This is a genomic window from Rhodovastum atsumiense (genome assembly GCF_937425535.1).
GTDB classification, from domain to species: domain Bacteria; phylum Pseudomonadota; class Alphaproteobacteria; order Acetobacterales; family Acetobacteraceae; genus Rhodovastum; species Rhodovastum atsumiense.
In genome coordinates this window covers 6,087,667-6,112,205 of sequence record NZ_OW485601.1, presented here as the reverse complement: position 1 = coordinate 6,112,205, position 24,539 = coordinate 6,087,667, and the positions used below count along the sequence as shown (strand labels likewise).

General features: G+C 68.3%; 22 protein-coding genes. 10 read left to right on the top strand and 12 right to left on the bottom strand.

Annotated elements, in window-relative coordinates; genetic code table 11:
- Positions 1-41: 41 nt before the first annotated feature.
- The 4 genes from NBY65_RS27510 to NBY65_RS27495 are packed head-to-tail and all read right to left on the bottom strand — an operon-like array spanning position 42 to position 3,383.
- Complete coding sequence (locus NBY65_RS27510) at positions 42-914, bottom strand: polysaccharide deacetylase family protein (protein WP_239002626.1); 873 nt, start codon at positions 912-914, stop codon at positions 42-44.
- Between the two features lie 7 nt (positions 915-921).
- Complete coding sequence (locus tag NBY65_RS27505) at positions 922-1,749, bottom strand: ABC transporter substrate-binding protein (protein ID WP_150038756.1); 828 nt, start codon at positions 1,747-1,749, stop codon at positions 922-924.
- A gap of 15 nt (positions 1,750-1,764) precedes the next feature.
- On the bottom strand, positions 1,765-2,535 hold the full coding sequence (locus tag NBY65_RS27500; RefSeq protein WP_150038754.1) for an amino acid ABC transporter ATP-binding protein: 771 nt from the start codon (positions 2,533-2,535) through the stop codon (positions 1,765-1,767).
- Positions 2,532-3,383 carry an amino acid ABC transporter permease gene (locus NBY65_RS27495; protein WP_150038752.1) on the bottom strand — a complete coding sequence of 284 codons (852 nt, stop codon included), beginning with the start codon at positions 3,381-3,383 and terminating at the stop codon, positions 2,532-2,534. Before NBY65_RS27495 ends, NBY65_RS27500 begins: the two co-directional genes overlap by 4 nt.
- 362 nt (positions 3,384-3,745) lie before the next feature.
- Between NBY65_RS27495 and NBY65_RS27490 the strand changes: the two genes are divergently transcribed.
- A complete protein-coding gene (locus NBY65_RS27490; RefSeq protein WP_150038750.1) occupies positions 3,746-4,243 on the top strand; it encodes a YgjV family protein in 498 nt (165 codons plus the stop codon).
- Here NBY65_RS27490 and NBY65_RS27485 read toward each other — a convergent pair.
- Positions 4,240-5,688 (bottom strand): cytochrome P450, encoded by a 1,449-nt coding sequence (locus tag NBY65_RS27485; protein WP_150038748.1) that lies wholly within the window; start codon positions 5,686-5,688, stop codon positions 4,240-4,242. The genes NBY65_RS27490 and NBY65_RS27485 overlap by 4 nt on opposite strands.
- A gap of 156 nt (positions 5,689-5,844) precedes the next feature.
- Complete coding sequence (locus NBY65_RS27480; protein WP_338110372.1) at positions 5,845-7,527, bottom strand: ABC transporter ATP-binding protein; 1,683 nt, start codon at positions 7,525-7,527, stop codon at positions 5,845-5,847.
- Positions 7,528-7,938: 411 nt separating this feature from the next.
- On the opposite strand from NBY65_RS27480, the gene NBY65_RS27475 reads away from it, so the two are divergent.
- Positions 7,939-8,991 (top strand): glycosyltransferase family 4 protein, encoded by a 1,053-nt coding sequence (locus NBY65_RS27475; RefSeq protein ID WP_150038744.1) that lies wholly within the window; start codon positions 7,939-7,941, stop codon positions 8,989-8,991.
- 133 nt (positions 8,992-9,124) lie between these two features.
- Positions 9,125-10,183: a glycosyltransferase family 4 protein gene (locus NBY65_RS27470; protein ID WP_150038742.1), complete on the top strand. Its 1,059-nt coding sequence runs from the start codon at positions 9,125-9,127 to the stop codon at positions 10,181-10,183.
- A 93-nt stretch (positions 10,184-10,276) separates the two neighbouring features.
- Here NBY65_RS27470 and NBY65_RS27465 read toward each other — a convergent pair whose 3' ends face one another.
- On the bottom strand, positions 10,277-11,680 hold the full coding sequence (locus NBY65_RS27465; protein WP_150038740.1) for an aspartate aminotransferase family protein: 1,404 nt from the start codon (positions 11,678-11,680) through the stop codon (positions 10,277-10,279).
- Positions 11,681-11,803: 123 nt separating this feature from the next.
- Between NBY65_RS27465 and NBY65_RS27460 the strand changes: the two genes are divergently transcribed.
- Positions 11,804-14,110: a molybdopterin-dependent oxidoreductase gene (locus NBY65_RS27460; protein WP_150038738.1), complete on the top strand. Its 2,307-nt coding sequence runs from the start codon at positions 11,804-11,806 to the stop codon at positions 14,108-14,110.
- A gap of 153 nt (positions 14,111-14,263) precedes the next feature.
- Here NBY65_RS27460 and NBY65_RS27455 read toward each other — a convergent pair whose 3' ends face one another.
- A complete protein-coding gene (locus NBY65_RS27455; protein WP_203330342.1) occupies positions 14,264-15,619 on the bottom strand; it encodes an FAD/NAD(P)-binding protein in 1,356 nt (451 codons plus the stop codon).
- A 34-nt stretch (positions 15,620-15,653) separates the two neighbouring features.
- Positions 15,654-16,379, bottom strand: a complete 726-nt coding sequence (locus tag NBY65_RS27450; protein ID WP_150038734.1) for an orotate phosphoribosyltransferase — start codon at positions 16,377-16,379, stop codon at positions 15,654-15,656.
- 57 nt (positions 16,380-16,436) lie between these two features.
- Between NBY65_RS27450 and NBY65_RS27445 the strand changes: the two genes are divergently transcribed.
- The 4 genes from NBY65_RS27445 to NBY65_RS27430 all read left to right on the top strand — a co-directional run bounded on the left by NBY65_RS27445 (position 16,437) and on the right by NBY65_RS27430 (position 19,482).
- Complete coding sequence (locus tag NBY65_RS27445; RefSeq protein ID WP_239002624.1) at positions 16,437-17,486, top strand: mitochondrial fission ELM1 family protein; 1,050 nt, start codon at positions 16,437-16,439, stop codon at positions 17,484-17,486.
- Positions 17,487-17,634: 148 nt separating this feature from the next.
- The gene (locus NBY65_RS27440) at positions 17,635-18,705 is read left to right on the top strand and encodes a tartrate dehydrogenase (RefSeq protein WP_150038732.1); all 1,071 of its coding nucleotides are present in this window, start codon (positions 17,635-17,637) and stop codon (positions 18,703-18,705) included.
- 70 nt (positions 18,706-18,775) lie between these two features.
- Positions 18,776-19,015, top strand: a complete 240-nt coding sequence (locus NBY65_RS27435; protein ID WP_150038912.1) for a hypothetical protein — start codon at positions 18,776-18,778, stop codon at positions 19,013-19,015.
- Positions 19,000-19,482, top strand: coding sequence for a DUF2147 domain-containing protein (locus NBY65_RS27430; RefSeq protein WP_150038730.1), 483 nt, complete (start codon positions 19,000-19,002; stop codon positions 19,480-19,482). Before NBY65_RS27435 ends, NBY65_RS27430 begins: the two co-directional genes overlap by 16 nt.
- Before the next feature lie 81 nt (positions 19,483-19,563).
- On the opposite strand, the gene NBY65_RS27425 is transcribed toward NBY65_RS27430, so the two are convergent.
- Together NBY65_RS27425 and NBY65_RS27420 are read right to left on the bottom strand one after the other, a co-directional pair.
- Positions 19,564-20,022 carry a response regulator gene (locus NBY65_RS27425; RefSeq protein WP_162530358.1) on the bottom strand — a complete coding sequence of 153 codons (459 nt, stop codon included), beginning with the start codon at positions 20,020-20,022 and terminating at the stop codon, positions 19,564-19,566.
- A 587-nt stretch (positions 20,023-20,609) separates the two neighbouring features.
- On the bottom strand, positions 20,610-21,059 hold the full coding sequence (locus tag NBY65_RS27420; protein WP_150038726.1) for a GIY-YIG nuclease family protein: 450 nt from the start codon (positions 21,057-21,059) through the stop codon (positions 20,610-20,612).
- Positions 21,060-21,265: 206 nt separating this feature from the next.
- On the opposite strand from NBY65_RS27420, the gene NBY65_RS27415 reads away from it, so the two are divergent.
- Positions 21,266-21,970, top strand: a complete 705-nt coding sequence (locus NBY65_RS27415; RefSeq protein ID WP_250265748.1) for a peptidoglycan DD-metalloendopeptidase family protein — start codon at positions 21,266-21,268, stop codon at positions 21,968-21,970.
- Between the two features lie 86 nt (positions 21,971-22,056).
- On the opposite strand, the gene NBY65_RS27410 is transcribed toward NBY65_RS27415, so the two are convergent.
- Positions 22,057-22,548 (bottom strand): GNAT family N-acetyltransferase, encoded by a 492-nt coding sequence (locus NBY65_RS27410; RefSeq protein WP_162530356.1) that lies wholly within the window; start codon positions 22,546-22,548, stop codon positions 22,057-22,059.
- A 270-nt stretch (positions 22,549-22,818) separates the two neighbouring features.
- On the opposite strand from NBY65_RS27410, the gene NBY65_RS27405 reads away from it, so the two are divergent.
- Positions 22,819-24,531: a glutamine--tRNA ligase/YqeY domain fusion protein gene (locus NBY65_RS27405; protein WP_150038719.1), complete on the top strand. Its 1,713-nt coding sequence runs from the start codon at positions 22,819-22,821 to the stop codon at positions 24,529-24,531.
- Positions 24,532-24,539: the final 8 nt, after the last annotated feature.

Here is a 24,539-nt window from a genome sequence, read left to right as displayed (position 1 = left end):
CCTGCGGGCGGGACACCCGCAGGGCCTGTGACAGCAATGATTCAGCCCGCCTTTGCCTCGCAGGTGGCGAAATGCGCCGCGATCTCCTGGCCGGTGGCGATCCAGACGTCACCGTATTCGCGGGTGTGCCGCAGGAACGACCGCAGCAGCCGCAGCCGCATCGGCCGGCCGCTGACCTGCGGGTGCAGCACCGTGGTCACCATGCCGCCCCAGTCGCGGGTTTCCGCCAGCTCGTCCTGCCAGAGCGAGAGCACGTGTTCGCGCGGGAACATCGGCCGCGGGCTGTAGCGATGCGACAGGCCATAGAGCCAGTCGTCATAGGTCATCGTCACCGGCAGCTCGATCAGCCCGGGCGTGCCGTCATCCAGCAAATGCCGGTAGGGCCGCACGTCGTCGCGCCAGGACGAGGAATAGATCAGGCCGCGCTGCTTCAGCAGCACCCGCAATTCCTCGCAGCTTTCGCCGAGCGGCGCGCGGTAGCCGACCGGCACCACGCCGAGCCGGCGCTTCAGCACCTCCAGGCCGCGGTCGATCTCCTCGACCAGCATCGGGTCGCCCGGCTGCGGCATCAGGTGGTGGAAGCCGTGATGGGCGATCTCGTGGCCGTCGCGCAGGATCGCCTCGGCCATGGCGGGATGCGCCTCGACCGACCAGCCGGTGACGAAGAAGGTGGCGCGCAGCGATTCCTGGCGCAGCAGTTCCAGCAGCTTCGGCACGCCGACGCGCGCCTCGTAGCCGCCGAAGGACATTGTCACCAGTTCGCTGAACCGGGCCGGGTCCTTGCAGGTCCAGGCGGTCTCGGCATCGACGTCGACCGAGAGGAACATCGCCGCCTTGTGGCCCTCCGGCCAGGGGAACTCGGGCGCCAGCGGTGCCCGGTTGGCGGGATGCAGCGGCACGCGTTCGATGGTCATCGCCGCCTCACTTGCCGCCATTGATGCTGACGTCCGGGATCGCGCTCGGGGTCAGCGACCATTTCGCCAGCAGCTTCGCGTAGGTGCCGTCGGCCATCAGCGCGCGCACGCCATCGGCCAGGGCCTCCTGCAATCCGGTGGCCTCGCGGGCGACGGCGATGCCCATCAACGTATAGCGCACCGGTTCGCCGACCAGGGCGTAGGTGTTGGGCTCCTGCGTCATGATGTAGGGCAGGGTCTCGCCGCCCTGCATGGCCGCGTCGATGCGCTGCTGGCGCAACTGGGTGCGCGCATCCGCCGATCCCTCGGTGCCGACCACGCGGATCGGCGGCAGCCCCTTGGCGACGCAGTTCGCATCGCTGAAGGCGGTGACGTCGCCGGGCAGGGCGGTGCGCCGGCTGGCCCCGACCGACTTGCCACACAGCGCCGTCGGCGTGGCGAACTCGGCGGCGCGGCTGGCCTGGGTGAAGAACTGCGAGCCGGAGCGGAGGTAATCGATGAAGGTGGCGTTGTCCTGGCGGGCGGGCAGGTCGCTCATTCCCGACAGGACGATGTCGACGCGCCCGGTGCGCACGGCCGAGAGCATCTGCTCGAAGCTGGTTTCCTGCCAGACCATGCGCACCCCGAGCCGGGCGGCGAGCGCATTGCCGAGTTCGACGTCGAAGCCGCTGAGCTGGCCGGTCGCCGGGTCACGCAGGTCGAGCGGCGGATAGTTTGGCACGATCGCGGCCACGATGGTGCCGCGCTCGCGGATCGTCGCCGGCAGGTCCGCGGCCACGGCCGCCCCCAGCGTGGAGGTGGCGAGCAGGGAGGCCAGGAGAAGGGATCTGAGCATGAACGAAGGGGCTCCTCAGGACAGGACGGCGGCGAGAAAGGCCTGGGTGCGCGGCTCACGGGGGGCGCCGAGCACCTGCCGCGCCGGACCGGATTCGACGATGCTGCCGTGGTCCATGAACACGACGCGGTCCGCCACCTCGCGGGCGAAGCCCAGCTCGTGCGTCACCACGATCATGGTCATGCCGGAGGCGGCGAGTTCCTTCATCGCCGTCAGCACCTCACCGACCAGTTCCGGATCCAGCGCGCTGGTGGGTTCGTCGAACAGCATCAGCCGTGGCCGCATCGCCAGCGCCCGGGCAATGGCGACGCGCTGCTGCTGGCCGCCGGAGAGCTGGGCGGGATAGGCCCCCGCCTTGTCGGCCAGCCCCACCCGGGCCAGCAATTCGCGGGCCTCGCGGATCGCGTCGGCGCGCGGCCGGCGCTGCACCTGTACCGGGCCCTCGATGACGTTCTCCAGCGCGGTCATGTGCGGAAACAGGTTGAAGCGCTGGAACACCATGCCGGTCGCGAGACGCTGCCGCGCGATCTCGCGTTCGCCCAGGTGGTGCAGCCGGCCGTTGCGGATGCGGAAACCGGCCAGCTCGCCATCCACCCAGATCGCCCCGGCATCCGGCTCCACCAGTTGGTTGACGCACCGCAACAGCGTGGTCTTGCCCGAGCCGGAGGCACCGATGATGCACAGCACCTCGCCCTCCGCGACATCGAGCGATACCCCGCGCAGGGCATGGAAGGTGCCGAAATGCTTATGCAGGTCGACGATCGAGACCAGCGGTGTCCGGCTCATCGCCCGCCTCCCACGCCGCGGGCGAAGCGGCGTTCCAGCAGGGCCTGCAACGGTGTCAGCACCGAGATCACCACCAGGTACCAGAAGCCCGCGACCAGCAGCAGCTCGATGACGCGCGAATTGGCGTAGTAGACGTTCTGGGCGTTGTGCAGCAGTTCCGAGTACTGCACCACGCTGGCCAGGGACGTGGCCTTCACCATGCTGATGAACTCGTTGCCGAGCGGGGGCAGGATCACCCGCATGGCCTGCGGGAAGACGATCCGCCGCAGTGCCCGCAGCCGGGTCATGCCGATCGCCTTGGCCGCCTCGTACTGGCCGGCATCGACCGAGAGCATGCCGGCCCGGATGACTTCCGAGGTATAGGCCCCCTGGTTGATGCCGAGCCCGAGCAGCGCGGCGATGGCCGGGGTGATCACGTCGACGGTGCGCACCGACCACAGTCCGGGCAGGCCGAGCACCGGGAAGATCAGGGCCAGGTTGAACCAGAGCAGCAATTGCAGGATCAGCGGCGTGCCGCGGAACAGCCAGGAATAGCCGATCGCCACCCCCTGCAGCACCGGATTGTCCGACATCCGCATCACCGCGGCGACGACCCCGAGCACGATGCCCAGCGCCATGGCGGCGACCGACATCGTCACCGTGTTGAACAATCCCTGCAGGATCACCGGGGCGGTCAGGAAATTGCCCACATAGGGCCACTCGATCTGGCCCAGGGCGAAGGCGCGCACCAGCAGGGCCAGCAGCACCAGCATCAGCACCACCGCGGTCCAGCGGCCCCAGTGCCGTTCGGGAACGATCGTGTAGCCGGAGATATCGGGCGGAAATGGCGGCGGGGCGGCAGCGCTCATGCAGGGCTCCACGGAGGTCTAGGTCGGTCCCATCGGGACGGTGGCGAAACGTCTGAAGCGGCTCATGCGATGTGCTCTTTCCTGCGGAACGCTGCGACGTGCCGGGAGACGAGGCGAAGGATCAGCCTTCCAATTAGGCTGATCAATGCCTGCGTTTATGATAAATCACCTTATACAATTCGTAAGGGTTATAGAGTGCCTAAATCTGACGCTGTCGCATGGGCGCAATGCTTCGTTGCCATGCGGCCATGACTTTGGCCGGGCGGACCGAGGATAACCCGGTTCCGGCCACGCGACACCCGAAAGGGAAGGTTGAGAAATCGGTTACATCGGAGCGCCGCCCTGGATGATAGAACGCACCCATGGACGGTTTTCAGCCTTTCTCGACCACGCAATGTGTCGGCTATGTCGCGCTCGCACTCGGCGTGGCGGCGTTCCTGCAGAAGCGCGATGTCTCGCTCAAGCTGCTGAATGGCACGCAGAACATTGCGTATGCGCTCCATTTCGTGCTGCTGGGCAACATGGCCGCCGGCACCAGCGCCTTCGTCTCCGCCGCGCGCAGCCTGCTGGCGGCGCGATTCCGCGCGCCCTGGCTCGCCGGCGTGTTCATCGCGCTCAACCTCGCCCTCGGCCTGCCAGTGCTGCAGAGCCCGTTCGGGCTGGTGCCGATCATCGCCGGATGCAGCGCGACCGCCGCCGTCTTCCTGCTTCAGGGCGTGAAGCTGCGGCTGGTCCTGCTTGGCTGCACCATGGCCTGGCTGGTCAACAATATCGTCAGCGGATCGATCGGCGGCACCGTGCTGGAAGCCTTCGTTGCGGTTGCCAATACGACAACCATCATCCGCCTGCTGCGCGGCTAGGGTGCCGGGGCGCTGCCCCGGACCCCGGCAGGAGGCTTTGCCTCCTGCACCTCCACCAAGGGCCGAAGGCCCTTGGATCCCGAATCGAGGGGATGCAGGCGAAACCAGGGCTCGATACTCGGTCTGGTCGTCAGCACCGCTTCGGGCAGCACAGGGCGGTCATCGTCCAACGATACCTCGAAGTGCGACAACAGCGTTCCCAGCAGGATCATGGCCTCGGCCTGGGCAAAGGCCGCGCCCAGGCAGATCCGTGGCCCCGCGCCGAAGGGCAGGAAGTGATTGCCGGTCTGCTCTTCGCGCCCGATCCAGCGGGCCGGGATGAAGGCGTCCGGGGCGTCCCAGAACCGGCGATGCCGGTGGATGGTCCAGGGACACACAAACACGATCGCGCCGCGGTCGATGGCGATGTCGCCCAGCCGATCCGGGCCGCATGCCGCCCGGGCAATGAAGGGCACGGTCGGATAGAGTCGCAACGCTTCCAGGAAAGCGCGGCGCAAGGCGGGCCAGCGTCCCAGATCGGCGAGTTCGCTGACCTGCCCGGGCGGGAAAGCATCCAGTTCGGCACGGATCCCGTCCTGGGCGGCGCGGTCGAAGGAAAGCAAATAGAGGGTCCAGAACATCGCTTGCGCGGTGGTCTCGAAGCCGGCCGCCAGCAACGTCGCGACCTGGTCCAGGATCTCTTCTTCCGTCAGCCTGCTGCCGTCTTCAGGATCGCGTGCATCCAGCAACAATTGCAGCAAGTCGCGCCCAACCGCTTCCTGAGGCAGGTCGCGCCGGGCAGTGATCACGGCGTCAACCGCCTGGCGCCAGCGCCCGGCGAAGGCGAACCGATCCCGCATGAACCAGGCGAAGTCACCGTCACTCCGGGCAAGAACGTCCCAGACTCTGATGCGGCCGACACCCTTCAGGAACTCCTGCAGCAGCCCGGGCAACCCGGTGGCTCTGGCACCCTCTGCGGACAGGGAGAACAGGGCACGACAAATCGCGTCCACTGCCGCCTTTTGCAACAGGTCGGACAGGTTGAAGCATCCGTCTCCGAGACTGTGCAACAGGTCATTGCCGGCTGCCATGAAATGCGTCAGCAGGCGGCCGACATGCTGGGGGGTGAATAGGGGCGCCAGCATCCGCCGCTGGCGCCGCCAATCGGTTCCATCGGCCAGCAGCACGCCGTTGCCCAAAGCCGGCCGCAGCGGACGTCGTGTCCGAACTGGCCGCTTGTAGTTTGCGGCGTTCGTCGTGAGCACGTGCCGCACCAGGCCGGGCTCGTTGACGATCAGCGTGTCAATGCCGAACAGCCGGCGACGGAGCACCATCTCCTCGTAGGCCGCGCGCGGCCAGGTGGGGATGATGGTGCGCCGCATGTAGCGGAAGACCTCCCAGGCCGGCAGCTCGCGCGCCGGCGGGGAGGGAACGGCGGGGACGAATGGGGCTGCCGGTTCCTGCATGCCCGCATCCTGGCGGTGTGCGGGCCGGAACGGCGAACACGATAGCAAACCGGCCGGTCAACTCTCGTTGCCCGGCCGGGATCCAAGGGCTTCGCCCTTGGTGGAGGTGCAGGAGGCAAAGCCTCCTGCCGGGGCCGGGGCAGCGCCCCGGAACGGTTACGCCACCCTGAGCACCGGCCGGGTTTCCTCGGCAACCGGCGCCTGCTTGCGCAGCAGGTCGCGGTATGGCCCGGGGCGGTTGGCCAGTCCTTCCGGGGTGCCGTCGTCGATCACCTGGCCGGCCTTCATCACCACGATGCGGTCGAAGTTCTGCAGGGTGGAGAGCCGGTGGGCGATGGCGATGACGGTGCGGCCTTCCATCAGGGTGTCGAGGGCCGCCTGGATGGCCTGTTCGCTTTCCGTATCAAGTGCCGAGGTGGCCTCGTCGAGCAGCAGGATCGGCGCGTTCTTCAGCAGGGCGCGGGCGATGGCGAGGCGCTGGCGCTGGCCGCCCGAGAGCTTCACGCCGCGGTTGCCGACCATGGTGTTGAAGCCGTCGGGCAGTGCTTCAATGAAGTCGCGGCAGCGGGCGATCTCGGTGGCCTTGAGCACTTCCTCTTCCGTCGCGTCCGGCCGGGCGTAGCGCAGGTTCTCCATCACGGTGCGGTGGAACAACGAGATATCCTGAGGCACCACGGCGATCATGTCGCGCAGGCTGGCCTGGGTGACCTGGCTGATATCTTGCCCGTCGATCATCACGCGGCCGCCCTGCACGTCGTGGAAGCGCTGCAGCAGCGACAGCACGGTGGACTTGCCGGCACCCGAGGCGCCCACCAGCCCGACCCGCTGGCCCGGCTGGATGTCCAGCGTCAGGTCGTTCAGCACGGCCGGCCGGCTCGGGTAGGCGAAGTGGACGTTCTCGAAGGTCACGTGGCCGGGGCCGGCCTTCAGGGCGGAGGCGTTGGCGTGGTCGGGCAGGTCGTGTTCGACCAGCAGGCTGTCCAGGGCCTCGCCCAGGCGGGCGACGTGCTGGGTCAGGTCAACCAGCGCCACCGCGAGGTCGCGGGTGCCGTGCAGGATGGTGAAGCCGAGCGAGCAGATCAGCACCATGTCGCCCGGGGTGGCGAGCCCGTGCTGCCACATCACCACGCCCCAGGCGAGCAGGCCGGCGGTGATAAAGGCGGTGAGCACGGCGTGCAGCAGGCGCAGCTTTTCCAGGTAGATCAGGCTGCGCCGGCGGGCGGTCATTTCCTCGCCGATGGCGCCGGTGACGCGCTGGTGTTCACGCATGGTGGCGCCGAAGGCCCGCACCACCGACATGTTGGAGATGATGTCGACCAGCTCGCCGTCGACGCCGGCGGCGCGGGTGGCGAATTCGCGGTGGATCGGCGTGCCGTTGCGGGCGAGGCGGAAGATCAGCGCCGCCATGGCCAGGCTGACCGCCATGACCGCGCCGGCCATCACCGGGTTGACGGTGGTCAGCAGCACCACCGCGACGCAGACCGCGACGATCGGCGGGATGACGTTCCAGGTCGAGGTGTTCTCGGTCTGGAAGATGGCGTTGGAGGTGGCGGTGATGCGGCTCGCCAGCGTGCCGGGCAGGCGCTCGGAGAAATAGGTCGGGGAGTGGCCGGCCAGGTGCAGGAACAGATCGCTGCGCACATCGCCGGTGACGCGCACGAAGGCGCGGGCGGCGACCCAGCCGCCGACACGCCACAGCATGTTGTCCGCGGCGATCAGGCCGCACAGCACGGCGAAGGCAGCCCAGACGCCCTGCGCCGCCGGGCCCTGGGAGATCACGTCGATCAATCCCTTCAGCCCGTACTGGGTGCAGACCGAGCAGATGACGGCCAATAACACCGAACCAAGGATCACAAGATGTGCTGTCCGGTGCCGCCTGACGTAATGCAGGAGGAAGGCGAGGGGGCGTTTCCGGTAGTTGGTTATCTGCCCCAAGTGCTCAGTGCTGTTCACGGTCTCAGGACTCTCATCTGAGGTGCGGTCACCGGAGCCGCGGCCCCCGAAATCTGGTGAATCCGGTACGACTGGGTGCCTCTGGTGCCCCCGGCCGCCGCGGGTCCGGTCTGCCCGCTTTCGAAAGGCAGCATGCCTGTGCATTGCGGCGTGATTTTGACGGCGTCGCACCAAAAGAAGGCGGCGCCGGCCCGAAGGCGCCGGCATTTCGCCATATTCGCCTCCTAGAACGACGATGCCGGTGGGGATCCGAACCGTTCCCCCGGTCCCCTCTTTCCCGCAAAGGGCGCCTTATCCATGCGCATCGCCCAGATCGCGCCGCTGTTCGAATCCGTTCCTCCCCGGCGCTATGGCGGCACCGAACGGGTGGTCCACTGGCTGACCGAGGAACTGGTGGCCATGGGCCACGACGTGACCCTGTTTGCCACCGGCGACTCCGTGACGTCGGCCGAGCTGGTTCCGGTGCGGGAGCGGGCGGCGCGCTTCGTGCCGAATTTCGAGCGCAACAATGCCCCTTATGCGCGCATGCTGGAGATGGTGCGCCGCCGTGCGCACGAATTCGACGTGCTGCACTTCCACATCGATTTCCATCCCTTCGCCCTGTTCAGCCGCCAGTCCACGCCGTTCCTGACCACGTTGCACGGACGGCTCGACCAGGACTGGGTGCCCGAGATCTACGACCTGTATCCGGATGTGCCGCTGGTCTCGATCTCCGACAGCCAGCGCCGGCCGATGCCGCACCTGCACTGGGCCGGCACCGTGCTGCACGGCATGCCCGCCCACCTGCTGACCCCCCAGCCGGTCGGGGAGCGCGACTACTTCGCCTTCCTCGGCCGCATCTCCCCGGAGAAGGGCATCGAGAGCGCGATCCGCATCGCCGAGGCTGCCGGGGTGAAGCTGAAGGTGGCGGCCAAGATCGGCGAGGAAGACGCGCAGTACTATCGTGACGTGGTCGCCCCGCTGCTGCAGACCGGCAACGTCGAGTTCATCGGCGAGATCGGCGATGCCGAGAAGCCCGATTTTCTCTCCGGCGCGAAGGCGTTGCTGTTCCCGATCGACTGGCCGGAGCCGTTCGGCCTGGTGATGATCGAGGCCATGGCCTGCGGTTGCCCGGTGATCGCCTTCCGTCGCGGCTCGGTGCCCGAGGTGGTCGAGGACGGGCTGACCGGTTTCGTTGTCGATACGGTCGACCAGGCCGTCGCCGCCTGCGCGCAGGTCGAGGCGCTGGACCGCGCCGCGGTGCGCCGGCGTTTCGAGCAGCGCTGGACCTCGTGGCGGATGGCTCGCGACTATCTCGGCCTCTATGACCGGCTGGCGCAACGTGCCGCGCTCAAGCTGGCCAGCGATTAACGAAATCGTGTGGGAACGGCCGCGTTTTCGCCACTTTGACTGCGTAACACATCCTGGAACCGATCCGGCGCCGGAACCTCCGCGCCAGGGTCCCCGCTTAGCACACTGACCCCGACTGAAAGGTCTCACGGCCATGCGTATCGCCCAGATCGCGCCCCTCTTCGAGGCAGTGCCGCCGAAGCTCTATGGCGGCACGGAGCGCGTCGTCTCTAACCTGACCGAGGAACTGGTCGCGTTGGGCCACGACGTCACGCTGTTCGCCTCCGGGGATTCCGTTACCTCGGCGAAGCTCGATGCCCCCTGGCCGCGCGCCCTGCGGCTCGACCCGGATATCCGTGACTGGGTCTCCACCTACGCCATCCTGATCGAGCACGTCCGCCATCGCGCCCATGAATTCGACGTGCTGCACTTCCATATCGACTACTGGCCGAACTCGGTGTTCAGCCGCCAGCACGTGCCGTTCCTGACCACGCTGCACGGCCGCCTCGACCTGCCGGAATTCGCCGCGGTCTACCGCATGTTCCCGAACGTGCCGCTGATCTCGATCTCCAACAGCCAGCGCAAGCCGCTGCCCGATGTCGGCTGGGTCGACACCGTCTACCATGGCATCCCCGCCCAGCTGCTGACGCCGCAGCCGGCAGGGGAGCGCGACTACTTCGCCTTCCTCGGCCGCATCTCGCCGGAGAAGGGCATCGAGCGCGCCATCCAGATCGCCGGCCGTTGCGGCGTGAAGCTGAAGGTCGCGGCCAAGGTCGACAAGGCCGACGCCGAATACTTCAAGAACAACGTTGAGCCGCTGCTGGCCAACGCCAATGTCGAGTTCATCGGCGAGATCAACGACGCGCAGAAGCCGGCTTTCCTTTCCGGTGCCAAGGCGTTGCTGTTCCCGATCGACTGGCCGGAGCCGTTCGGCCTGGTGATGATCGAGGCGATGGCCTGCGGCTGCCCGGTGATCGCCATGCGCCGCGGCTCGGTGCCCGAGGTGATGGATGACGGCCTCACCGGCTTCGTGGTCGAGAACGTGGACGAGGCGGTGGCCGCCTGCGGCCGCCTGGACCAGATCGACCGCCAGAAGGTGCGCGCCCAGTTCGACAAGCGCTTCACCGCCCGGCGCATGGCCGAGGACTACGTCGCCGTCTACGAGCGGCTGATCGAGGCCGGCCGGCCGCAGCTGCGCGCGGTGGGCGACTGAGCCGCCCATCCCATAAATAAGGAAGGCCAGGGGCGCGCCGCCCCTGGATCCGGGCGGCAAGGGTCGTAAAGCCCTTGCCGCCCGAAGTCTTTGTTACGCGGCCTTTTCCTGCTTCAGTTCGGCGGCCAACTGGTCGAGGGCGCGGCCGAAATTGTCCAGCATCTCGTCGATTTCGGCCTCGGTGATGATCAGCGGCGGGCTGAAGGCCAGCACGTCCACCATCGCCCGGCTGATCACGCCGTTCGCCTCGCTCAGCTTCGCCAGCCGCGGCCCGATCTTGCGGGCGGGGTCGAAGGGCTTGTGGGTGGCCTTGTCCTCGGCCAGCTCGATCGCTCCGATCAGGCCGGTGCCGCGCACCTCGCCGACCAGCTCGTGGTCGGCGAAGCGACGGCGCAGCCCGTCCTGCATGTAGGGGCCGACCCGGCGCACATGCTCGCCGATCCCCAGCTCGTCGTACAGCTTCAGCGTCTCGACCGCGACCGCCGCCGGCACCGGATGGCCGGAATAGGTGAAGCCATGGCCGAAGGTGCCGATGCGGTGGCTCTCCTGCGCCAGCCCCTGGAACACCCGGTCGTTCACCAGCACCGCCGAGATCGGCAGGTAGGAGGCGGAAAGCGCCTTGGCGCAGGTCAGGATGTCGGGCTGGATGCCGTAGGTCTGGCTGCCCCAGTAATTGCCGGTGCGCCAGAAGCCGCAGATTACCTCGTCGGCGACCAGCAGCACGTCGTATTTGCGCAGCACCGGCTGGATCTTCTCGAAATAGGTCGCCGGCGGCACGATGACCCCGCCTGCGCCCATGATCGGCTCGGCCCACATCGCCGCCACCGTCTCCGGCCCTTCGGCGAGGATCAGCTTCTCCAGTTCCTCGGCGCAGCGGGTGGCGAACGCTTCCTCGCTCTCGCCCGCCTCGCCGAAGCGGTAATGATGCGGGCAGAGCGTGTGGATGAAGCCGGCCAGCGGCACGTCGAAGCTGCGATGGTTGGTCGGGATGCCGGTCAGGCTGGCCGAGGCGGTGGTGATGCCGTGATAGCCCTTCACCCGGCCGATCAGCTTCTTCTTCTGCGGCCGGCCGAGCGCGTTGTTGAAGTACCAGACCATCTTGACGACGCTGTCATTGGCCTCGGAGCCGGAGTTCGCGAAGAACACCTTGCTCATCGGCACCGGCGCCCGGGCGAGCAGCATCTCCGCCAGTTCGATCAGTGGCTCGTGCGACTTGGCGGAGAAGGAATGATAGAAGGGCAGCCGGCGCATCTGCGCCACCGCGGCCTCGACCAGCCGCTGGTTGGAGAAGCCGAGGCTGGCGCACCACAGCCCCGCCATGGCCTCGATATAGGACTTCCCGGCATCGTCCCAGACCCGCACGCCCTCGCCACGGGTGATGACCACCGGCCCGATCTGCTGGTGGGCAACCAGGTCGGTATAGGGATGCAGCGCGGCCGCGATGTCCCGGGCGGCGTTGGAGTTGGGACGGATCGCGCTGGGGGTGGGCGGGTTCATGCAATGCCTCATGCGGAAACCGGCGAGAGGGGAACATCCTAGATCCGCCGCCCCGGGCGCGGAACCCCGTGGGGTTGCCGCGGGCGTATCCGGCTGCCACCTTCCGGTGAGGGGGATTTCCGCATGACGCAGTTCCGGCCGCATTCCGCCCATTGGGGCGCCTTCACCGCCGTCGTCGAGGACGGCAGGGTCGTGGAGGCGCGGCCCTTTCCGGGCGACCCCGCTCCGCCGGCACTGCTGGCCGCCATTCCCGATGCCGTGCATTCACCCGTACGTATAGACCGTCCCCATATCCGGCGCGGCTGGCTGCGCGGCGACCGCGGCGGCGGCACGTTGCGCGGTGCCGAGCCTTTCGTCCCGGTGGACTGGGACACCGCCATCCGGCTGGTGGCCGAGGAGGTCGCCCGGGTGCGCGACACCCATGGCCCGGCCAGTATCTTCGGTGGCAGCTATGGCTGGTCCTCGGCCGGGCGCTTCCACCATGCCAAGACCCAGTTGCAGCGGCTGCTGGCCTGCGCCGGCGGCTATACCGGGCAGGTCACCAATTATTCGTACGCCACCGGCATGACGCTGATGCCGCGCATCGTCGGCACCAATGCTCCGGTCGAGGGACCGGTGCCGGAATGGCGCGACATCGTCGCCCATACGAAGCTGATGCTTTGCTTCGGCGGCATCACCCTGCGCAACGGCCAGATCACCTCGGGCGGCGGCGCGCGGCACGAGATGGCGCTGCACCTGCGGCTCGCGGTCGAGGCGGGGCTGCGGCTGGTCAATATCTCGCCGGTGCGCTCGGACATGCCGGACTGGGCGCGGGCGGAATGGATCCCGATCCGGCCGGGCACCGACGTGGCGCTGATGCTGGCGATGGCGCATGTGCTGTTCAGCGAAGGGCTGGCCGATACCGGCTTCCTGCAGCGCTGCACCACCGGCCACGAGCCGTTGCGCGCCTATGTGCTCGGGCAGGCAGATGGTGTGGCGAAAACGCCTGCCTGGGCCGAAGCGATCACCGCCGTTCCGGCCGCTACCATCGCGGCGCTGGCCCGTGACTGTGCCCGTGCCCCCAGCCTGCTCGCCGCCGCCTGGTCGTTGCAGCGCGCCGAGCGGGGCGAGCAGCCGTTCTGGATGCTGCCCGCGCTCGCCGCCATGCTGGGGGGCATCGGCAAGCCGGGCCAGGGCTTCGCCTTCGGCTATGGCAGCATGGGCGGCATGGGCATCACCCGCGAACGGGTGCCCAGCGTGTCCCTGCCGGCGATGACCAACCCGGCGCGGTCCGTGATCCCGGTCGCGCGGCTGACCGAGATGCTGGAACGTCCCGGCGGCGCCTATGATTACAACGGCCAGGCCCGTAGCTATCCCGATATCCGGCTGATCTGGTGGGCCGGCGGCAATCCGTTCCACCACCACCAGGACCTCAACCGCCTGCTGCGGGCCTGGGCGCGCACCGAGACCATCATCGTCAGCGAGCCGTGGTGGACCTCGCCGGCGCGCCACGCCGACATCGTGCTGCCGGCCACCACCACGCTGGAGCGCGACGACATCGGTTCATCCTCCGCGGACCGGTTCGTCCTCGCCATGAAGCAGGCGATCGCCCCGCAGGCGCAGGCACGCAACGAATTCGATTACCTTGCTGATGTCGCCGATGCGCTGGGGGTGCGGGAGCGCTTCACCGGGCAACGCGACGTGGGGGCCTGGCTGCGTGCGCTCTATGCGACCTGGTCGGAGGGGTGCGCCCGGCGCGGCATCGAGGTGCCCGATTTCGACTCGTTCTGGGAGCAGGGCCATGTCGAGATCCCCGAGCCGCCGCGGACGGACGTTCCCTTCGCCGCCTTCGCGCGCGATCCGGTCGCGGCGCCGTTGCACACGCCGTCCGGCCGCATCGAGATCTATTCCGAAACGATCGCCGGCTTCGGTTATGACGACTGCCCTGGCCATCCGGTCTGGCTGGAGCCGCGGGAATGGCTTGGCGGCGTGGCGGCGGCGACCTGGCCGTTGCACCTGCTGACCAGCCAGCCGGCGACGCGGCTGCATGGCCAGCTCGACCAGGGCCGCGTCGCCGCGGCCGACAAGATCGCCGGCCGCGAGCCGATCCTGATGCATCCCGCCGATGCTGCCGCGCGGGGGCTCGGGGAGGGGGACATCGTCCGGGTGTTCAACGATCGCGGCGCCTGTCTCGCCGGGCTGCGGCTATCGGACGCGCCGATGCCGGGGGTGGTGGTAATGGCGACCGGCGCCTGGTTCGATCCGCTGGAGCCGGGCCGTCCCGGCAGCCTGTGCGTGCATGGCAATCCGAACATCCTGACCCAGGATGTCGGCACTTCCAGGCTGGGGCAGGGGCCATCGGCGCAGTCCTGCCTGGTGGAGGTGGAACGCTGGCAAGGGCCGTTGCCCGAGGTGACGGTACACCGGCCGCCGCCGATCGAAGCCCCGTAAGCCGCGCAGCGAGAATGGGGTGCAGGGGCCTTGTGGCCCCTGCCTGGTCAAGGGCGGAGCCCTTGCCTTTCTGCGGGGCGCTGCCCCGCCCCCGCCAGGAGGCTTCACCTCCTGGACCTCCACCAAGGGCCGAAGGCCCTTGGATCCCATTTTTTATTCCAGCGTTTCCGCCACCGCCCGGGCCACCTGCACCGCCTGCGCCCGGATGTCCGGCACCGCCGTGCATTCCCAGAACACCCCGCGCACGATCGGCCCGAGCGCCCACAACCCATCCACGGGTCGCCCACGGGCGTTGAGCAGCCGCAGCTCGGCGGTGACATCCAGCCCCATGCCGAGCACATCGAGTCGCGCCACGCCAAGGTCGAGCAACCCGCGCAGCAGGCGGTCGGAGGTGCGCACCGCCTTTTCCACCCCGGTCGCCACGATCACCCTTTGCACGATCAGGCTGCGGGAGGTGGCGGCGCGGCGCGGCTGCCACGACACCTCGGCCAGTTCGCCATCCTCGGCGATGTCGAGCACGCGGCCGCGCAGGACCTGCAGGAAGCCGCTCTGGCGCATGCTCTCGACCATGGCGGCGACCGAGGGGGCCATGCGGTGGCGATGGATGTCCCAGAAGGTGCGCAGGTGGCGCAGGAACCGGGTGCGCTCGGGCAGGGGCATGTCCTGCCACAGCGTCTGAGTCATCGGCCGGATCGCGTCGACGACGCCGCGCCAGTTGCCGTCCTGGGCAGCCACCTCCGCGCGCAGGCGCGTCAGCAGGGCCAGCGCCGAGCGGCGCTCGGTGTCCGAGAAGGCGATGGGGGGACAGGCGGGGGCGGGGGCATGCGCATGCGGCAGCAGGCCGTGCCGGGACAGCGCGACCACCGGCCCTGGCACGCCACGGGCGAAGATCTCGACCGCGAGATCGATCATGGTCAGGCCGGTGCCGATGATCAGGACCGGAATGTCGGGCCGCAGGCCGGTGGTGGTGGTGGTGGCCCAGGGATCGTAGCGCACCAGCGGCGTGCAGGTGCCGGCCGCCGGCAGGTTGCCGATCGCCAGCACGCAGGCGGTGGCGAATCGGGTCGAGCCATCGGCGAAATCCAGCGCGAATCCGCCCTCGGCCGGGCGCAGGCAGGTCACCTGGGCGTGGATCCGCTGCAGCCGCCCCGGGCAGGCGGCGACCTCGGCCTCGAGCAACTCGCCCAGGTAGCGGCCGTACAGCGCGCGCGAGGCAAAGCTGCCCGGCGCGGCCAGGTGGCGCTGCCCGGCTTCCCCGGCGGGCTGGCGGTCCAGCCAGTCCTGGAAATGCGACGGCGCCTCCGGGAACGGGCTCATGTTGGCGGCGCGCACGTTCAGCAGGTGGTCCGGGTGGCCGCTGGTATAGGCCAGACCCGGGCCGAAGGCGCCGCTGCGCTCGCACAATAGTATTGGGCGGTGCGGTGGCAGGTGCCGCGCGAGCTGCAACGCCACCAGTGTGCCGGAAAACCCGGCGCCGATCACGGCGACCGGCGCAGCCTCGCCGGTCACCGCCCTTGCGTTCCCGACCGGGCGCGCGCGGGGATCAGGCCTTGCGCGCCTTTCGGGCCGCCGCTTCCTCGGCCGAGGCAACGCCGCCATGGGCGGCCGACCACGCCACCGGATTTTCCAGGAAGCGCCGGACCTCGGCGAGGGCGTCGTTGCTGAAATACGGCCGGTCGCGGCAGGCCTCCAGCACGTCCCACCAGGTGCAGAGGTGGTGCAACTGGATGTCCATCTTGCCCAGCGTCTCGAAGCTGCCAGGGAACACGCCGTAGAAGAAGACCACGAAGGTATGGTTGACGATGGCGCCGGCGTCGCGCAGGGCCTGGCAGAACTGGATCTTGCTGGCGCCGTCGGTGGTCAGGTCTTCGACCAGCAGGGTACGCTTGCCTTCGGGGACGTCGCCCTCGATCAGCGCGTTGCGGCCGAATCCCTTGGGTTGCTTGCGCACATAGGCCATCGGCGCGAGCATGCGGTCGGCGAGCCAGGCGGCGTAGGGGATGCCGGCGGTTTCCCCGCCCGCGACCACGTCGATGCTTTCGAAGCCGACATGGCGGCCGATCTTCTCGACGCCCAGCTCGCAGATCTTGGCGCGGGCGCGGGGAAAGTAGATGATCCGCCGGCAATCGATGTAGACCGGTGACTTCCAACCGGACGTGAAGGTGTAGGGTTCCTCGGGGCGGAAATTGACGGCCTTGATCTCCAGCAGGATGCGCGCTGTCGTGAGCGCGGCATCCCGATCCCAGTCCGTCATGTGCAGTTTCGTCATCACGCCCTCCGTCTCGTGCCGTTCCATTAGCCGTCCCATCCGCGGGCGTCCATCGGCGTGAGTATCCATCCGTCCCGCGATCTCGAGACTGCCGCCCTGCCCGCCGAGCGGGTCTGGGTGCTGGACGACCCGCGCGCCGGCACCGCGGCCCAGGCAATCGGCATCGCCGAGCGACTCGGCGTGCCGTTCCGCCGCATCCCGCTGACCTGGAACTGGATGGCGCACCTGGCCGGGTTGGCGCGGCATGGCTCGCTGCTCGGACTGGCCGGGCCGGCCCGCGCCACCCTGGCCCGCGGCATAGCCGCCCCATCCACCGCTTCGGGAGAGCCGGGCGTCCTGCCCACGCTGGCGATTTCCGCCGGCAGCCGGTCCAGCGCGGTGGCGCTCTGGCTGAAGCAGCAGACCGGTTGCCGCATCGTGCATTGCATGCGGCCGGGAATCGGCGGCCTGTTCCGCGCCGGGCATTTCGACCTGCTGGTGATCCCCGAGCACGACCATCCCGACAAGGCGGCCAATGTCATGCCGGTGCTCGGGGCGCCGCACCGGCTCTCGCCACTGATCCTGCGACAGGCCGCCGCCGCGTGGCAGGAGCGGCTGGCGCATCTGCCGCATCCGCGGGTGGCGCTGCTGGTCGGCGGCCCGGTCCGTGGCACCGGCCTGCCGCCCGTCCTGGCCCATCGGCTCGGGGTCGCGGTGGCGCGCCTGGCCGCGGAACGGGGCGGGGCGGTGCTCGCCACCACCAGCCGCCGTACCGGGGCGGAGGCGACGGCGGCGCTGTCGGTCGGCCTCTCGCGCGCGCTGCACCTGCTCTATCGCTGGGGCGAGCCGGGCGAGAATCCGTATCACGGCTTCCTGGCCGGCGCCGACGCGATCGTGGTGACCGCCGATTCGGTCTCGATGATCAGCGAGGCCTGCGCCACCACCGTCCCGGTCTTCGTGGCCCTGCCCGAACTGGCCGGCCCGCGACACCTGCGGCTGATCGACAGCCTGCGGCAGGCCGGGCAGGTGCACCCGCTCGAAGACACTCTCTCACCCTGGCCGCGTCCGCCGCTCGACGAGGCCGGACGGGTGGCGGGGGAAATCATCCGGCGGTTTCCGGTGGAATGAACCGGGCTCCGGCCACGGGCGTCGCGGCATTGACCCCTGCCGGAGGCGGCCGCAGGCTGGCGCGGGCCGCGACTCCGGTCGGTTGCCGCACGCGGCAACCGGATGGGGCTTCCAGTGGTTGACCTGAGGGGAACGAAGGAGACGCGGCATGGCCAGGAATTATCGGATCGCCGTGATCCCGGGCGACGGGATCGGCAAGGAAACGGTGCCGGAAGGCCTGCGCGTGCTCGACGCCGCCGCCACCCGCTTCGGCTTCTCCTTGAAGCTCGATCATTACGACTGGTCCTGCGAGACTTACCAGAAGACCGGCGCGATGATGCCGCCCGACGGGCTGGACCGCCTGCGCGAGAGCGACAGCATCTTCCTCGGCGCGGTCGGCTGGCCCGGCGTGCCCGACCATGTCTCGTTGTGGGGCCTGCTGATCCCGATCCGCCGCAGCTTCGACCAGTACGTGAATCTGCGGCCATGCCGGCTGATGCCCGGGGCGCGCACGCCGCTCGCCGGCCGCACCGAGGCCGATATCGACTTCTACGTCGTCCGTGAGAACACCGAGGGCGAATATTCCAGCTCCGGCGGCCGCCATTTCGAAGGCACCGAGCGTGAGTTCGTCTCCCAGCTCACGGTGATGACTCGCCACGGCGTCGATCGCATCCTGCGCTATGCCTTCGAACTCGCCCGCACCCGCCCGCGCCGGCATGTCACCTCGGCCACCAAGTCCAACGGCATCACCTTCACCATGCCGTACTGGGACGAGCGTTTCGCGCTGATGGCGCAGCAATACCCCGACGTGAGCACCGCACAGTACCATATCGACATCCTGTGCGCCCATTTCGTCCAGCACCCGGACTGGTTCGACGTGGTGGTGGGGTCCAACCTGTTCGGCGACATCCTGTCTGATCTCGGGCCCGCGGTCGCCGGTTCGATCGGCATCGCGCCCTCGGCCAACATCAATCCCGAACGCGTGCATCCCAGCATGTTCGAGCCGGTGCACGGCTCGGCCCCCGACATCGCCGGGCGGCATGTCTGCAACCCGATCGGGCAGGTCTGGTCGGGGGCGATGATGCTCGAGCATCTCGGGGAGAAAGCCGCCGCCGACGCCATCGTGGCAGCGATCGAGACCCTTCTGCGCGAGGGCGGCCCGCGCACGCGCGACATGGGCGGGCAGGCCGGCACCGCGGAGGTGGGGCGGGCGCTGGCCGAAATCGTCGCACGAGCATGATTGCTCCGGGACAACCGCCTGCCCTAATCTGACCGGCGGGGGCAGTCCGCCCATGGAGACCGACCGCGCAATGGGACATCACACCAGCCAGATCGCCCGCCGCTGCGAGCGGGCGGTGGTCGCCGCCTATCGCGACCTGCGCGCCCATGGCACCGGCGATCTTGATGCATTCCGGGCCTGCACGACCTTGTACCGCATCCATCATCCCGAGGCGTCGCTGAACGAGGCGCGTCGGCTGGTGGCCGAGTGGATCGACCACCATGTCATCCGCAACCAGTCCGGCCCGACCCCGGGATGCGAATGCCATTGAACGGACGGCGACGCTTCGCCTCCGCTCTGCTCTTTTTTCTCCTTGCTGTTTCCGTGGCTTTTCCCGCCTGGGCCAGCAGCCTCCAAGGTGAGTGGCTGACCCAGGACCGGGACGGGGTCATCGCCATTTCGGCCTGTCCCCAGGGTTGGTGCGGGCGCATCGTCGGCATGGCCGAGACTGTGCGTCCGGATGGCAGCCTTCCCGCCGATCCGCAGGGACGGCCGATGTGCGGCCTGACCATCCTGGTGGTTTCGCGCGCCGGGTCCGATGCCTGGGAAGGGCGCATCACCGATCCCGAGACCGGCACGGCCTGGAGTTGCCGGCTCTGGCTCGACGAGATGGGACAACTGCACGTGCGGGGGTACGTGCTGGTTCCACTGCTTGGCCAGACCCAGATCTGGACGCGCTCCACGATGCTGCTGCGCCCGGATTGCGCGATGCCCGGAGCGCCTGCCCGCGGATCGTGAGGACTGGCTGGTCCACCACGGCTGCGGGACGTCACGCGACAAGGGGATTGTCCGGTGCGGTCCGCCTTGCCGTTGCGGGGATTACGGTGCCGGCTGTTGCACGGTGGCGAGCACGGTTTCAATCGCGCTGAGCAATTCCCGCGCGCGGTACGGTTTGCGCAGCAACGGCAGGTTGGCAAGCCCGGCGTCGTGGGCCGGCGGGGTGTGGGCGAAGGCGCTTACCAGCAGCACGCCGATGCGGCGTGACGAGACGGCGGCACAGCGGGCCAGCCCATAGCCGTCCATCGTGCCGGGCATGATGACGTCGCTGAGCAGCAGGTCCACCGGTGCCTCGGATTCGAGGATACGGATCGCCTCGTCCGCACTTGCCGCAGTCACGACATGGTAGCCCGCCATGCCGAGCAGACGGGCCGTGACGTCGCGCAGTGGCCCGTTGTCATCGACGAGAAGAATAGTCACGCTTTTGTCGCCATGGTCGTGCATTTGCCGCAAAAACCGCTCCCGCGGTGGTGCCTGCGCCTCGGCTGTGGTGGCGATCATGGAACTCCCCCACATTTTACAAGGAATATCCTGTCGTTCAGCATGGGTCTGGGCCTTCCCGAGCGCAAGTAACGTTAAAATTATGCTGAGATGACGCAAAGCCAACGGCGCTGTCGACAACATCGTCCCGGAAGCCAGGATCCCCTGCATTCATGCCCGGCCGGTTTGGATCGCGATGGGCCGGGCACGTAGGACGGTGCTGACGGCAAGATCAGCGCAAAAATAACCCGCCAATAACGGTATTCAAAGCCATAGCTGCACACGTTCCGCTCCGTTGGCGATCCGATTGCCCCGGACCGGATTCCGGCATGTTGGAAGATCGGTTGCGGGCATCGGCCTGCCGTGATGATTCAGAATACCTTTGATGCTTCCTATGATACGAAAATATTGTAAATAAGCATCTGATAATTTGTTTTCAGGATTTCTTTACTGCCGGGGCGTGCGGCGGATAAGTGGCCGGTGACGCCTCCGTGGCGCCAATGTTACCGGGAATATACTTGTATCGACCGGTTAATATTTGTGCTGTGTCCCTGGTCGTCTCATGGCGAAAGCCGCACCCGGTTTCGCCATCGCCGTGCGGGGGGGCTTCAGCGTGCGCGCGCCGGCCAGTGGAGCAGGTGGCTGCGGCAAATGGCGCAATCGCTGCTGCCGAAGCCCGGCAGCGGCACCGGCAGGTGGGACAGGGCGGCGACCAGGGCGCACTCGTTGCCGCCAGGCAGCACCCAGGCGCCGGTGACCCGCCCGGCCTCGGTCAGGTGGTCGATGTGCCAGCGCACGGATTTGCCATGGCGCATGTGCCGGCCCAGCCGCGCCCGTAGCCCGCCGGCCCCGTAGGCGGAGCCGCAATAAAGGTAGCGTCCGGCGGGCAGCACCACGCCCTCGTGGCCCGGAATGGTCAGCGTCAGCCGCCGGCGCAGCACCACTACCAGGACATAGGCGCCCGGCCCGGCCGGGGCGCGCTCTGCCTTGCGCACGAACGGCGCGGTGAAGCCGGCTCCGGGGGGCAGGGTGCCGCGGCGCGGCGCGGTGGTGGTCATGAACGGCCTTGCTGCGGGGGGCGGGGGCTGTCGGGCATTGACAGTGTCATGCACCAGGAAGTTGAAACTTTACAGTTCCGCGCCAAGATGCCAAGGCAGGCGCATGGGTCCGCGGGCCGGCGTGCCGAAGGTGAAAGGACAGGGGGACTGTCCTGGACAGCGGGCAGGGCGCGAGCCCTGGGCGTCAATCCTGGAGGACCATGACCATGCAGAATGCACCTTGGATCTTTCCGGGGCTGGGGAACCGGCGATGGGTCGAACTCCGGCTTGATGCGCTCGCGCGGGCCGATTTCCCGGACATAACGGTCGAGAACCCACTGAACGACCCGGAATTCTGTGATCGCTGGATCACTGCGCTGACGGCGCGGCTGGGCGCGGACCATAGCTGGGGCGGCTGGCTCGAGGACCGTACCCATCTATGGCGGGGCCACTACCTGCCGGAAGGCTGCTTCATCCACCTGGGCATCGACCTGAACGTGCCGGCGGGGACGACGGTGCTGGCGCCGGTGACGGGGGAGGTGGTGCATGCCATCCCATGCGGCTTGTTGGGGGGCGGCTGGGGGGGCTGGATCGTGCTGCGTGCCGACACGCCGCAGGACGGGGCGGCATTCGTGGTGCTGGGCCATCTGGCGCATGAAGGACTGCCGCCGCCGGGCACGCGGCTTGTGCGCGGCGCGGTCGCCGGCATGATCGGCACGCCGCAGGAGAACGGCGGCTGGTATCCGCATCTGCACCTGCAGTCGATGTCCGAGGCGGCCTGGGAGATGGTGCAGCACGCGCCCGATACGCTGCTCGACGGCTATGCCCCTGCCGATGCGGCGCTGCCGCATCTGTTTCCTGATCCCGCTCCGCTGGTCGGACTGCGCCCCCGCTCCGCGAGTCACGAGAGAAGCATCGACTCCGCCGCCTGACCGGGCCCCTTACCGCGGAGCCGCATGCGCGATCACGCTGGCCGTTGCCGGCCAGCGTGATCCATGTTCCTGGTTTTGCAGGTCTCTCAGGCGGCGAGCTGCATGGCCTCGTCGCTGAGCTGCTTGACCACGGGGATTTCGGTGGGGTTATGCGTGCAGCCGTCCCAGCGCGTCGGCGTAAAGCCGTGGCGGGAGTAGAAGCGGAACGCATCCGCCACCGAGTTCAGGCAGATCGTGGTTGCGCCGCACTCGCGGGCGTAATTCTCCGCCATGTAAAGCATGGTGGTGCCGAGGCCGCGTCCCTGCCAGGGGTCGTCAATGGCCACGAGGCGGAAGATGGCCCGACCGTCGGGTTTGATGTCGATGCGGATGGTGCCGATGACACGTCCGTCGCAGAGGAAAACCAGCGGATGGTTCGCCGGGTCACGCTCGTCGGGGTGGTTGGGATCGTATTCGAAGTAGTACGGCGTACCCTTGCCGTTATACTTTTCGAAGAGGCACCGCTTTCGAATGTCGTGATAGCGGGCCCATTCACGCGAGCTCCGCGGGGCGCGGAGCTGAAGACTTCGAGGGCGCACAGGGCGGCCCTTCTGCTGTTTCGTGAGGGGAGCTTCCGGCGCCCCTCTTGTCGCAACCAGGAGTGTAGGCTTCCCGCTGTGGCCGAACTATGAAAATTCAGCGGCAATTTTCGAGGCGGTCCCGTGCGGAGGTGGCATGGCTGGCACGGCCCTTCCCGCGTCCCGGAGTCTGCCGTCTTTCCGCCCTGCCTCCGCGGATGCGTGCCACGATCCGTGCCGCGGTGTAGGTTGCTCCACTTGATCCGACGCTTGCTGATGGAATCGACACCCATGGCCATTCCGACCGAGACCGAGACGCCAACCGAGGGGGGGCGCGACTTCATCCGCGACATCATCCAGGATGATCTCCAGGCGGGTCGGGTCGCGGGCGTGGTCACGCGCTTTCCGCCCGAGCCGAACGGCTACCTGCATATCGGCCACGCCAAGTCGATCTGCCTGAATTTCGGGGTGGCGCAGGAGTTCGGGGGGCGGTGCCACCTGCGCTTCGACGACACCAACCCGGTGAAGGAAGAGCAGGAATTCATCGACTCGATCCAGCAGGACGTGCGCTGGCTCGGGTTCGACTGGGGCGTGCACCTCTACCACGCATCAGATTACTTCGAGCAATTGTACCAGTGGGCGGTGCACCTGATCCGCGCCGGGCTCGCCTATGTCGACGACACCGCCCCGGAGGCGATGCGGGCGATGCGCGGCACCCTGACCGAGCCGGGCCAGCCCTCGCCCTACCGGGACCGGACGGTGGCCGAGAATCTCGACCTGTTCGAGCGCATGCGGGCCGGGGAATTCCCCAACGGCGCGCGGGTGCTGCGGGCGAAGATCGACATGGCGTCCGGCAACATGAACCTGCGTGATCCGGTGCTGTACCGCATCCTGCATGCCGAGCACCCGCGCACCGGCAAGAAATGGTGCATCTACCCCACCTACGACTTCGCCCATGGCCAGTCCGATGCGATCGAGGCGGTGACGCATTCGATCTGCACGCTGGAATTCGAGGATCACCGCCCGCTCTATGACTGGCTGATCGAGCACCTGCCGGTGCCGGCGCGGCCGCGCCAGTATGAATTCGCGCGGTTGAACATCGCCTATACCGTGCTGTCCAAGCGCATCCTGACCCAACTGGTTTCGGGCGGTACGGTGCGGGGCTGGGACGACCCGCGTATGCCGACGCTCGCGGGCATGCGCCGGCGCGGTGTGCCGGCGGCGGCGCTGCGCGAATTCGTGCGCCGCGTCGGCGTGGCGCGTGCCTACAGCGTGGTGGACCCGGCGCTGCTCGACCACTGCATCCGCGAGCACCTGAACGCGGCCGCACCGCGGCGCATGGGGGTGCTGCGCCCGCTGAAACTGGTGATCGAGAACTGGCCGGAGGGCCACACCGAGGAACTGGAGGCAGTCAATAACCCCGAGGATCCCTCGGCCGGCACCCGGCTGGTGCGCTTCGGGCGCGAGCTTTTCGTCGAGCGCGACGATTTCATGGAGAACCCGCCCAACAAGTTCTACCGCCTCTCGCCCGGCCGCGAGGTGCGGCTGCGCTACGGCTATCTCGTCACCTGCCGCACGGCGGTGAAGGACGCTTCGGGCGAGGTGGTGGAACTGCGCTGCACCTATGACCCGGCCACCCGCGGCGGCAACGCCCCGGATGGGCGCAAGGTGCAGGGCACCATCCACTGGGTCTCCGCCGCCGATGCGCTGCCGGCCGAGGTGCGGATCTACAATCCGCTGTTCACCCGCCCCGATCCGGGGGCGGAGGGCGACGTGATGGCCGATCTCAATCCGAACTCGCTGGAGGTGCTGGCCGGCTGCCTGGTGGAGCCGGCCCTGGCCAGGGCCGCCACCGGCGAGGCGGTGCAGTTCGAACGCCAGGGCTATTTCTGCCCTGACCCCGAGTCCAGGCCGGGGGCGCTGGTGTTCAACCGCACCATCGGCCTGCGCGACAGCTGGGCCAAGGAGCAGGGCGGCAAGGGCAAGCCGGCCGGCAAGCGCTAGGGGAGACC

Coding starts and splice junctions, on each gene's coding strand:
- NBY65_RS27510 (WP_239002626.1), bottom strand. CDS start 914: ATGACCATCGAACGCGTGCCGCTGCATCCCGCCAACCGGGCACCGCTG.
- NBY65_RS27505 (WP_150038756.1), bottom strand. CDS start 1,749: ATGCTCAGATCCCTTCTCCTGGCCTCCCTGCTCGCCACCTCCACGCTG.
- NBY65_RS27500 (WP_150038754.1), bottom strand. CDS start 2,535: ATGAGCCGGACACCGCTGGTCTCGATCGTCGACCTGCATAAGCATTTC.
- NBY65_RS27495 (WP_150038752.1), bottom strand. CDS start 3,383: ATGAGCGCTGCCGCCCCGCCGCCATTTCCGCCCGATATCTCCGGCTAC.
- NBY65_RS27490 (WP_150038750.1), top strand. CDS start 3,746: ATGGACGGTTTTCAGCCTTTCTCGACCACGCAATGTGTCGGCTATGTC.
- NBY65_RS27485 (WP_150038748.1), bottom strand. CDS start 5,688: ATGCAGGAACCGGCAGCCCCATTCGTCCCCGCCGTTCCCTCCCCGCCG.
- NBY65_RS27475 (WP_150038744.1), top strand. CDS start 7,939: ATGCGCATCGCCCAGATCGCGCCGCTGTTCGAATCCGTTCCTCCCCGG.
- NBY65_RS27470 (WP_150038742.1), top strand. CDS start 9,125: ATGCGTATCGCCCAGATCGCGCCCCTCTTCGAGGCAGTGCCGCCGAAG.
- NBY65_RS27465 (WP_150038740.1), bottom strand. CDS start 11,680: ATGAACCCGCCCACCCCCAGCGCGATCCGTCCCAACTCCAACGCCGCC.
- NBY65_RS27460 (WP_150038738.1), top strand. CDS start 11,804: ATGACGCAGTTCCGGCCGCATTCCGCCCATTGGGGCGCCTTCACCGCC.
- NBY65_RS27450 (WP_150038734.1), bottom strand. CDS start 16,379: ATGACGAAACTGCACATGACGGACTGGGATCGGGATGCCGCGCTCACG.
- NBY65_RS27440 (WP_150038732.1), top strand. CDS start 17,635: ATGGCCAGGAATTATCGGATCGCCGTGATCCCGGGCGACGGGATCGGC.
- NBY65_RS27435 (WP_150038912.1), top strand. CDS start 18,776: ATGGGACATCACACCAGCCAGATCGCCCGCCGCTGCGAGCGGGCGGTG.
- NBY65_RS27430 (WP_150038730.1), top strand. CDS start 19,000: ATGCGAATGCCATTGAACGGACGGCGACGCTTCGCCTCCGCTCTGCTC.
- NBY65_RS27425 (WP_162530358.1), bottom strand. CDS start 20,022: ATGATCGCCACCACAGCCGAGGCGCAGGCACCACCGCGGGAGCGGTTT.
- NBY65_RS27420 (WP_150038726.1), bottom strand. CDS start 21,059: ATGACCACCACCGCGCCGCGCCGCGGCACCCTGCCCCCCGGAGCCGGC.
- NBY65_RS27415 (WP_250265748.1), top strand. CDS start 21,266: ATGCAGAATGCACCTTGGATCTTTCCGGGGCTGGGGAACCGGCGATGG.
- NBY65_RS27405 (WP_150038719.1), top strand. CDS start 22,819: ATGGCCATTCCGACCGAGACCGAGACGCCAACCGAGGGGGGGCGCGAC.